4 protein-coding genes and 1 pseudogene are annotated in these 5,016 nt (G+C 72.8%); 2 read left to right on the forward strand and 3 right to left on the reverse strand.

Annotated elements, in window-relative coordinates; translation table 11 throughout:
- A partial coding sequence (locus EBH09_RS15625; protein WP_238697328.1) for a zf-HC2 domain-containing protein occupies positions 1-1,344 on the forward strand: 1,344 nt, incomplete at its 5' end.
- A gap of 191 nt (positions 1,345-1,535) precedes the next feature.
- On the opposite strand, the gene purU is transcribed toward EBH09_RS15625, so the two are convergent.
- A complete protein-coding gene (gene purU, locus EBH09_RS15630) occupies positions 1,536-2,429 on the reverse strand; it encodes a formyltetrahydrofolate deformylase (RefSeq protein ID WP_121747610.1) in 894 nt (297 codons plus the stop codon).
- Positions 2,430-2,475: 46 nt separating this feature from the next.
- Entirely contained in the window at positions 2,476-2,976 is a 501-nt protein-coding gene (locus tag EBH09_RS15635; RefSeq protein WP_121747611.1) for a hypothetical protein, read from the reverse strand.
- 117 nt (positions 2,977-3,093) lie between these two features.
- Here EBH09_RS15635 and EBH09_RS15640 point away from each other — a divergent pair, with 117 nt between their 5' ends.
- Positions 3,094-4,410, forward strand: a complete 1,317-nt coding sequence (locus EBH09_RS15640) for an ABC transporter substrate-binding protein (protein ID WP_121747612.1) — start codon at positions 3,094-3,096, stop codon at positions 4,408-4,410.
- 46 nt (positions 4,411-4,456) lie between these two features.
- On the opposite strand, the pseudogene EBH09_RS15645 reads toward EBH09_RS15640, so the two are convergent.
- A pseudogene (locus tag EBH09_RS15645) lies at positions 4,457-5,016 on the reverse strand (hypothetical protein); the annotation flags it as partial.

A 5,016-nucleotide genomic window follows, 5' to 3' on the forward strand; every position in this document is an offset into this window, starting at 1 on the left:
GGGCCTGGTGGGCCTGGTGGGCCTGGTGGGCCTGACGGGCTCGGTGGGCTCGGTGGGCCTGACGGGCCTGGTGAACTCGGTGGACTCACGCCTCACCTCGGGGCCGGTGGGCCCGACGAGCCGGCGTCCCACGGCGGAGGCGGCGGGTCCGGTCCCGGTCCGCGTATACCGCTGCCCCGTGCGTCCGTCGAGGACGGCGGGCGCACGTTGCCCGACGCGGTGCCGGGCGGGGCCGTCGCGCTGGGGCACCACGTGTTGACGTCGCTCCTCGGGGCGTGGGCGCTGGCCGCCTGCTCGGCCGAGGAGGCCGCGGCCGTCGAGGAGCATCTCGGCGAGTGCGACGCCTGCGCCGACGAGGCGCTGCGGCTGCGTGAGGCCGTCGCGCTGCTCCAGCGACCGGAGAGCCTCGACCTGGACCCGGCCCTGCGCACCCGCGTCCTGGACGGGTGCCTGGAGCGGCGCCCGCCGCGCATCCCGGTGCCCGAGTGGGCCACGCCGTACGACGCCGAGACCGCGCGGCTGGACGCGCTGCTGCAGGACATCGGCGACGCCGAGTGGCACGCGCCCGTCCGGCTGCGCTGGTTCGAGGCCGACGAGGCCGCGAGCCGCCGAACCACCGTCGCCGGGGTCCTCGCGCACCTGCTGACGGTGGACGGGCTGGTCGCGGTCGCCCTGGGCCTCGACGACCCGCTGGGCGACATCACCGCGCCCACCCCCGCGCCGGCCGGCCGCACCGAGGCGTACTGGCGGGCCTCGCACTACCCGCCCACCCGCACGGTGCGCGCTCCCTGGCGCGAGCAGAGCCACGGCATCGTCCGCACGGTGTCGTTCACCGGCGACGCGGGCCGCATGCCGGTGTCGTACGGCGACTTCGAACTGCCGCTGCACGACGCGATGCTGGACCGGGCGTTCGAGTGCTGGGTGCACGCGGAGGACATCGCCGACGCGGTCGACTACCCGTACGAGCCGCCCTCCGCGCGCCATCTGAACCGCATGATCGACCTCGCGGCCCGGATGCTGCCGGGCGTCCTGGCGGCCCGCCGCCGGGCCGGGCTGGCCGCTCCGGGCGTCCGCCCGCACCTGGTCACGGCGGGTGAGCCGGGGCGCAGCCTGCGGCTGGAGATCGAGGGCTCGGGCGGCGGCGAGTGGCTCATCCCGCTCGACTCCCCGGGCGCGGTGGGCTCCGCCGAGCACGAGGTGGCCCACGTCGCCCTGGACGGCGTGGAGTTCTGCCGGCTGGCCGCGGGCCATGTGCCTCCGGCGGAGGCGGCGGCGGGTCAGATGGGCGACCGGGAGGCGATCAGGGACGTGCTGTTCGCGGCGGCGAGCTTGAGCCGGATGTAGGGGGCGGTGACTGTTTCGCCGGCGGCTGCGGGGGCGTCGTGGCTGGTCGCGCGGTTCCCCGCGCTCCTTGAGGGGCGTGCAGTGGACGCCCCTTCAGGGGCGCTGGGCTCCTGTGGATATGCGGCTCCGCGGCGTGGGCGCGAGCAACCACCGACCATCCGCGGCCGCCGCTGAACCAGAACCCCACCCCGCTAGGCGAACACCACCGTCCGGCGACCGTTCAAGAGGATCCTCCGCTCCGCGTGCCACTTCACGGCCCGCGCCAGCGCCTGGCACTCCACGTCCCGCCCCACCGCGACCAGCTGGTCCGGCGTGACGTCGTGGCCGACCCGCTCGACCTCCTGCTCGATGATCGGCCCCTCGTCGAGGTCGGCCGTCACGTAGTGCGCGGTCGCGCCGATCAGCTTCACGCCCCGCGCGTGCGCCTGGTGGTACGGCTTCGCGCCCTTGAAGCTCGGCAGGAAGGAGTGGTGGATGTTGATGATCCGGCCGCTGAGCTGCTTGCACAGGTCGTCCGAGAGGACCTGCATGTAGCGGGCCAGCACGACGAGTTCGACGTTCTCCTCGCGCACGATCTCCAGGACGCGCGCCTCGGCCTCCGCCTTGGTGTCCTTCGTCACGGGGATGTGGTGGAAGGGGATGTCGTAGGACCCCACCAGCTCCGCGAAGTCGGTGTGATTGGAGACCACCGCCGCGATCTCCACCGGCAGCGCGCCGATCCGGGCCCGGAAGAGCAGGTCGTTCAGGCAGTGCCCGAACCTGCTGACCATGAGCACGATGCGCATCTTCTCGTCGGCCCGGTTGATCTGCCAGTCCATGTGGAAGGCGTCACCGATGGCCGCGAAGCTGGCGCGCAGCTTGTCCACGGTCACCGGCTCGTCGGCCGAGAAGTGGACGCGCATGAAGAACAGTCCCGTGTCGTGGTCGCCGAACTGCTGGCTGTCCTCGATGTTGCAGCCGGTCATGAACAGGTAGCTCGAAACGGCGTGCACGATGCCCTGCTTGTCGGGGCAGGACAGGGTGAGGACGTACTGGTCGGCCGGGGCGGCGGCCCGGGAGGCGGCCGCGGAGGACTGCTCGTTCATGCAGGACAGGGTCCCATATCCGGACCCGCTCCCGGTGGGCGTCCCGTCAGGCGGACCGGGTCAGGATCTGGAGCACCTCCAGTGTGCGCGGCTCCACCTCCGGGTCCTCGCCGTCACCGGCGGCCAGCCGCACGTGCGCGTCGCGCGCCGCCCGCACCGCCTCCGGCCAGTCCGGGTGGTCGAGGTATGCGTTCACGGGCGCGTCCGGCCCGACCTGGTGCATGATCCGCAGTACGCGCAGCACGGCGGTGTCGACGAGCGCCGCCTCCTGCGAGTCACGGAAGACCGTGCCCACGTACTTCTCGGCGGACCAGTGATCCAGCCAGGTGTCCTCCACCAGCCGGTACACCGCGTCGGTGACGTCGCCGTAGCCGTCCACACCGGCCAGCCAGACGTCCCGCTGGAAGGCGGGGGCGGAGAGCATGTGCAGCGCTGAACGCACCTGGCTGCGCCAGCGCCACCACGGCATGTCGTTGAGTGGCATGCCGCCCATGGTGGAGGAGCGACGGCCGCGACGGGAAGAGTTCTCCGAACCTTGCACGGTCATCGATCGTACGTTCCCCTCCACCCGTGCCTCACCGGCCCCCGCAATTCACCTCCGCGTCACCATGTGTTGACCGCAGATCACTTACAGGTTAGCCGTGTGACGGAATCGTGCGGGTACATGACCGGCAGGCGACCCACCCGCAGCACCTTCCTCCGCGGCCTGATCGGCCGCTCCCGGGCCACCCGCACCGGCGCTCTGTCCGCGGGCGCCCTGGCGGCGTGTGCGTCGCTCACCGTCGGCTGCGGGATCGTCCCCGGTGCCACGGGGGGCTCCGGGGACGATCCGATCACCGTCATGACCTGGGCCCCGCAGGACACGGGCGCGACCAACAAGCCGGGCATGCCCGCCTTCGCGCAGGCCTACGCCCGCTGGATCAACGACAGGGGCGGCCTCGCCGGCCGCGAACTCAACGTCCTGACCTGCAACGACCACAACGACGGCATCACCGCCGCCAAGTGCGCCCGGCGCGCCGTCAAGGAGAACGCGGTCGCCGTCGTCGGCTCCTACAGCCAGCACGCCGACTCCTTCTTCCCCGTGCTGGAGGGCGCCGGCATCCCGTACATCGGCGGCTACGGCATCACCAACACGGAGTTCACCAGCCCGTTGTCCTACCCGGTCAACGGCGGCCAGCCGGCGCTGCTGGCCGGCCTCGGCAGCACGCTCGCCGGCTCGTGCGGGCCCGTCACGCTCGTGCGGCCCGACACCATCGCGGGCGACCAGTTGCCCGTGCTGCTCGACTCGGGGCTGACCGCGGGCGGGCACGAGCGGGCCCACGACCAGCGGGCGGCGGAAGACGCCACCGCGTACGACGGCCAGTCCGAGCGGGCCCTGGAGCGTGCGACCACCGACCCGGCCGAACCGGGGTGCGTGGTGCCCGTCCTCGGAGACCGCACCGGCACGTTCATGGACTCCTTCCGGCGGGCCCGCGAGGAGTACCCCGAGGTGGACACCGCGAGCGTGCTCGGCAGCGTCGACCAGGCCACGGTCAACGCGAGCGGCGGGGCGTCCGGTCCCTACGAGGGGGCGTACGTCACCGGCTGGTACCCGGCGGTGAACGACCCGGCCTGGGACACGATGAAGAAGGTGATCAAGGAGCAGTCGTTCGGGGACAACAACGTCGACGCGGCGGACGCCGGAGTGCAGACCACCTGGATCGCGTACACCGTCCTCAAGGCGGCCGTCGAGTCGCTCGGTGACGGCGAGGCCAGCGCGGACACCCTGACCCGCGCCCTCGACGACGGGCTGAAGATCGACACGGGCGGGCTCACCCCGCCCCTCCAGTGGGAGTTCGCGGACAAGCTGGCGTCGGTCGGCTTCCCGCGCCTGGTCAACGCCGAGGTCACCCTCCAGGTCGTACGCCAGGGCCGCCTGGTGTCGGCCCGCGACGGCGCCGTGGACACCACCCGGACCCTGCAGAACGCCGACGTGACCTGAACGAGCCGGGCGGGCGCCCGGGCGGGGGGCCGCCCGCCCGGCGGGGTCACAGCTGGGTGGGCTGGCGTTCCGTCAGGCCGTACTTCTTGGCGATGGGGTTCCAGAGCTTGGCGGCCTCGGCCTTCTCCTTGCTCGCCGTGCCGCTCGCCCGGTTGCCGGCCTGGGTGTGGCTGGTGGTGCGGGCCTTGCCCTTCTTGCAGCCCTTCTTGCCGGCCGTCTGGTCCGCCCAGGCCGCGTAGTGGTTGTCGGCCGACGCCGAGGCCTGCCACGCCTTGGTGAGGGCGGTGGTCAGCTCGGTGTGCTGCGGCAGCTCGTCCACGGACAGCTGGGAGAGGCTGGTGACCAGCCCGGTGCGCTGCTTGGCGGCCTCGCGCAGGTCCTTGGCCGCCTTGGGCAGGTTGTCGCAGGACTTCACGTCGCCGACGGCGTTGATCACCGTGGTCCGGCCGGTGCCGCTCTCGGCCAGCAGCTTGTCCAGCTCGACGGCCTGCTGCCGGACCGGGTCGACGGACGGCGAGGCGGAGGCCGACGCGGACTCGGAGACCGGGGCCGTGGCGGACACGGTCTGGTTGCCGCCCTCGTCCTCCTCGCCACCGCCGCCGGCCA

The organism is Streptomyces sp. E2N166, assembly GCF_003671715.1.
GTDB lineage: Bacteria > Actinomycetota > Actinomycetes > Streptomycetales > Streptomycetaceae > Streptomyces > Streptomyces thinghirensis.

Coding starts and splice junctions, on each gene's coding strand:
- purU (WP_121747610.1), bottom strand. CDS start 2,429: ATGAACGAGCAGTCCTCCGCGGCCGCCTCCCGGGCCGCCGCCCCGGCC.
- EBH09_RS15635 (WP_121747611.1), bottom strand. CDS start 2,976: ATGACCGTGCAAGGTTCGGAGAACTCTTCCCGTCGCGGCCGTCGCTCC.
- EBH09_RS15640 (WP_121747612.1), top strand. CDS start 3,094: ATGACCGGCAGGCGACCCACCCGCAGCACCTTCCTCCGCGGCCTGATC.